The 4,018-nt window shown below is 64.7% G+C and carries 3 protein-coding genes and 1 pseudogene; 2 read left to right on the forward strand and 2 right to left on the reverse strand.

Features of this window, described 5'->3' with window-relative positions; genetic code table 11:
- Positions 1–480, forward strand: a 480-nt coding sequence (locus ACLP25_RS06580; RefSeq protein ID WP_442468422.1) for a GMC family oxidoreductase, incomplete at its 5' end; no start/stop codon positions are given.
- A 295-nt stretch (positions 481–775) separates the two neighbouring features.
- On the opposite strand, the gene ACLP25_RS06585 is transcribed toward ACLP25_RS06580, so the two are convergent.
- Together ACLP25_RS06585 and ACLP25_RS06590 are read right to left on the reverse strand one after the other, a co-directional pair.
- Entirely contained in the window at positions 776–2,380 is a 1,605-nt protein-coding gene (locus ACLP25_RS06585) for a carboxylesterase/lipase family protein (protein WP_442468423.1), read from the reverse strand.
- 194 nt (positions 2,381–2,574) lie between these two features.
- A complete protein-coding gene (locus ACLP25_RS06590; RefSeq protein WP_442468424.1) occupies positions 2,575–3,525 on the reverse strand; it encodes an aldo/keto reductase in 951 nt (316 codons plus the stop codon).
- A 121-nt stretch (positions 3,526–3,646) separates the two neighbouring features.
- Here ACLP25_RS06590 and ACLP25_RS06595 point away from each other — a divergent pair.
- A pseudogene (locus tag ACLP25_RS06595) lies at positions 3,647–4,018 on the forward strand (hypothetical protein); the annotation flags it as partial.

Consider the following 4,018-nt stretch of genomic DNA (forward strand, 5'->3'; position numbering starts at 1 on the left):
TTCACCACCGGCATGTCGCTGCATGTCTGCGGCCTGAGGCCGAAGAGCCGCGGCAAGGTCACGCTCGCCGGTCCCGACGTCGCGACCGCGCCGCTGATCGACCCCAACTTCTTGTCCGACCCGGAGGATCTCGAGACGCTGGTTCGCGGGGCGGAGATCGTCCAGACGATTCTCGGCAAGCCGCCGTTCGCGCCCTACCGGGGACGCTACATCTACGGGACCGGGCGCGACGATCCGGAGACGCTGCGCAAGCTCATCCGCGAGCGCGCCGACACGATCTACCACCCGGTCGGCACCTGCCGGATGGGGGTCGACGACCGCGCCGTCGTCGATCCGACCCTCCGCGTGCGCGGCGTCGAAGGCCTGAGGGTGGTCGACGCGTCGATCATGCCGCTTCTCGTCAGCGGCAACACGCAGGCGCCTTCGGCCATGATCGGCGAAAAGGCGGTGGACGTGATTTTGGGCAAGATGGCGGCGTAAGCGCTGGAGGGCGCCTTATGGGGCACGTGCCGGGGCCGCGCGCCTTCAGGTTCCTTCAGACGCCTTCCGAAGCCTTAAATCCTGTGCGCGGCGGCTTCCGAACGCCTTCTCGTTCCTTCCGAAAGTTTCATTTCCTTTCCCGGAATCGGGCTTTATCAAGAACTTACGGGCGAATGAAGGGGAAAAAATTGCAAGCGCGCCATCAGGCGCCGCCGCGGCGGAGCCGGGGTCGGGCGCTCCGACGAACGGCGGCGGCGCCTTCGTTTCGGGCGGAGGCCGCGCTCGCACGTGCGCACTACTTCATCGGGTACGGAGCGTTCGCGAAGTGGTCCCAGAACCCGCAGTTGTGTTCGTTCTGGAACGCCGCCCCTGTCATGAACTCGATCTTCCCGCCTTCGCCGAAGTTGAGCACGCCCTGGTTTGAGGAATAAGCCGGCCAAGCTGGCAGACCTGCCGCCTTCGGTTCGCCCTGCATGACAAAGGCGCCCCAATAGCGAGCCATAGCGTCGGCGATCCTGCTTTCCTCCGGGGTGAATCCCGAGGCGGCGATGCCGCCGTCATGCAACGGATAGAGGTAAGGCAGCTCCGTGGCGTGGCCCGCGCCCCACTGGTATCCGGCGATTGTATACCAGCCGGGGCCGCTGCGAGGGCTGAACTCGTATGCGTAGACGGGAACGTTCTTCGCGAAGGTCGCGGCTAAAGCTGCGGTCGCGCAGCCGCCTATGCCCTGTTCGATGGCGCCAGCGCCGAGATTTCCATTGTCCGTGCCTACGGCGGCCACTTGGTAGGCAACAGCGGCTGGGTCAGCCGCGTTCGCCGGCCAAGGATATAGCTTCAGAACCGCGTCCGCATGGGAGCCGAAGTTCTTTTGAATGAAGTCCTCATACTGCGCCTCCGTCCAGCCGACCGACGACTGGAAGAACGAGCGAAGCTCGTCGCGCGTCGAACCGACAATGATGGGTACGCGTGCGTAATCGCCCGCGTTCACGGCCGACAGGGGATTGGTCGGCAGCACGGGGGTTCCGTCGGTCAACAAATAATATGGCGCTTGCGCGTTCAGCAAATCCGCGACCGGCTTTTCGCGCAGGCACGACACCATCGAGGCCGTATCCGCGCAGCCAAGCTTATGCGCGAATTCAATCCCCCCGGACTCGGCTTGCGCCGCCGGCTTACTATCGCAAGCGCCGCTCTGGATGATGGCCTTATTGAAAAGGCCGCGCGAGCCTGGCGCCACGAGATGCGCACATACCGACCAGCCGCCCGCCGACTCTCCGCCGATCGTAATGTAGTCGGGATCGCCGCCGAACGCGGCGATGTTTCGCTTGATCCAGCCGAGCGCGGCCTGCTGATCCTCGAACCCGAAATCACCGCTACCCGTCAACGACGGAAGCGCGAGAAAGCCCAGCGCGCCGAGCCGGTAGTTGAACGTGACGCCCACGACCGGATTCGTGCGAACGATCCTGTCCTGCCCATCCTTGTTCCCGCTGCCCGTGACGTATCCGCCGCCGTGGATATAAACGTACACGGGAAGCTTCGCGTCCGGGCGGGTTCCGATCGGGCGCTGGATGTTCACGTCCAGGCAGTCCTCGTTGACCACCAGATTGGCGGAATCGAGCGTTTTGAGCTGTGGACAGTAGCTCCCGTATTCCCTCGCGGGCCTCATATCGCTCCAATGTGCCGGGGGTTGGGGCGGGCTCCAGCGCAATTCGCCTACCGGCGGCGCCGCGTAGGGAATGTCCAAAAAGTTCTCGACGCCGACAGCCACATTTCCTTGAATCGCTCCGTCCTCCGTTTGCACCACCAGAGATTCCGCGGCAATCGAAGGGGCGACATTGAGCGTCTCAAGTGTGTAGATAGCGACGGCGCCCATTGCAAGCGCGGGAATTGCCTTGAGTTTCATGTTTTGTTCCTCCTCGCTTTCCGCAGCGGCAGGTGTTTTCACGATTGCTGACCGCACGGAAGTGACTATTGCAGTCATCGTCTCCATTGTAGGCAAGTGCTCACGGCTTGAGCGAATGTCGCAATGAAATTTGACACAGTTAACGTGCAACATTTTGCCACGCGCGCCTCCCGCTGCGACCGCGCGGCCGACGTTCAGTACGCGCTCGCCTCGTTCAGCGCGGCCATGTCGGCGGGCGAGAGCGTCAGCTGCGTGGCCCGGATCAGGCTCTCGACCTGCTCGGGCGAGGTCGCGCTGGCGATCGGCGCGGTGACGCCGGGGCGGGCCATCACCCAGGCGAGGGCGACCTCGGCGGGCTTGGCCTTGTGGCTCGCTGCGACGGCTTCGAGCGCGTCGAGGATGCGGAAACCGCGCGGATTGAGATAGGCCTTCACGCCGCCGCCGCGCGGGCTCTTCGCCAAGTCCGCCTCGGTGCGGTACTTGCCTGACAAAAACCCCTTCGCCAGGCTGAAATAGGTGACGACGCCGATCTCCTCGCGCCGGCAGAGGTCGGCGAGGCCGTGCTCGAACCCCGCGCGGTCGGCGAGATTGTACTCCGGCTGCAGCACCTCGTAGCGCGGGCCGCCGCGCGCCTTCGCCGCCTCGACCGCCTGCTCGAGCAGCGTGGGGGTGAGATTCGACGCGCCGCACCAGCGGATCTTGCCCTTCTCAATCAGGCGCTGATAGGCGCCGAGCGTATCGGCGACCGGCGTCGCCATGTCGGGCCAGTGCGAGAGATAGAGGTCGATGGCGTCGGTCTGGAGGCGCTTCAGCGACGCCTCGACCGCCTCCTCGATATAGGCGGGCGACAGGCCTTCCTTGCCCTTGCCCATCGGCGAGCCGACCTTGGTGATGACGACGACGCGGGCGCGGTTTCCCCGGGCCTTCATCCATTCGCCGAGGATTGTCTCCGATTCGCCGCCGTGATTGCCGGGCGCCCAGGCCGAATAGACGTCGGCCGTGTCGATGGCGGCGGGGCCGGCGGCGACGAAGCGGTCAAGCACGGCGAAGGACTCGGCCTTGTCGGCCGTCCAGCCGAACACGTTCCCTCCCAGAACGATCGGCGCGATGGTGAGATCGGTACGGCCGAGCCGGCGGGTCTGCATTTTTTTCTCCTATTTCGGCGAGAATAGCTCAAAGCGGGCGCGTGCGAAACACGCAACCGCCTGATGAAGCCGGCCTTTAGCGGCGACGTTGCAAAAAATTGAACACGAAAGGCGGCCAGACATGGGCGATGGCGCAGTTCGAGAGGCGCGCCGGTGGTTCGCCGAGGAGTTGCGGTTCGTCGCAAGGGTGAGCGCCGAAGAGGTCGTCGAGGCCTTTGCGACCGTTCCGCGCGAGCGGTTCGTGGTCCCGCCGCCTTTACGGATCCTCAGCCCGTGGGACATGAGGTCCTATTGGACTCCTCCTGATACCGGTCCTGCCGCCGTCTATCACGACGTGCTGATCGCCTATGACGAGGCGCGCTGGCTCAATAACGGCCAGCCCAGCCTGTGGGCTTTTCTTCTCGACAAAGTGAAGGTCGGCCGGGGCGAGCGCGTCCTCCATCTCGGGTGCGGAATGGGTTATTACACCGCGATCCTCGCCGAACTCGGCGGG

This window comes from Roseiarcus sp. (genome assembly GCF_052145395.1).
In the GTDB taxonomy this organism is placed as follows: Bacteria; Pseudomonadota; Alphaproteobacteria; order Rhizobiales; family Beijerinckiaceae; genus Roseiarcus.

Excerpts from the sequence above, each read along its gene's own strand:
- ACLP25_RS06585 (WP_442468423.1), bottom strand. The coding sequence starts at position 2,380 with ATGAAACTCAAGGCAATTCCCGCGCTTGCAATGGGCGCCGTCGCTATC.
- ACLP25_RS06590 (WP_442468424.1), bottom strand. The coding sequence starts at position 3,525 with ATGCAGACCCGCCGGCTCGGCCGTACCGATCTCACCATCGCGCCGATC.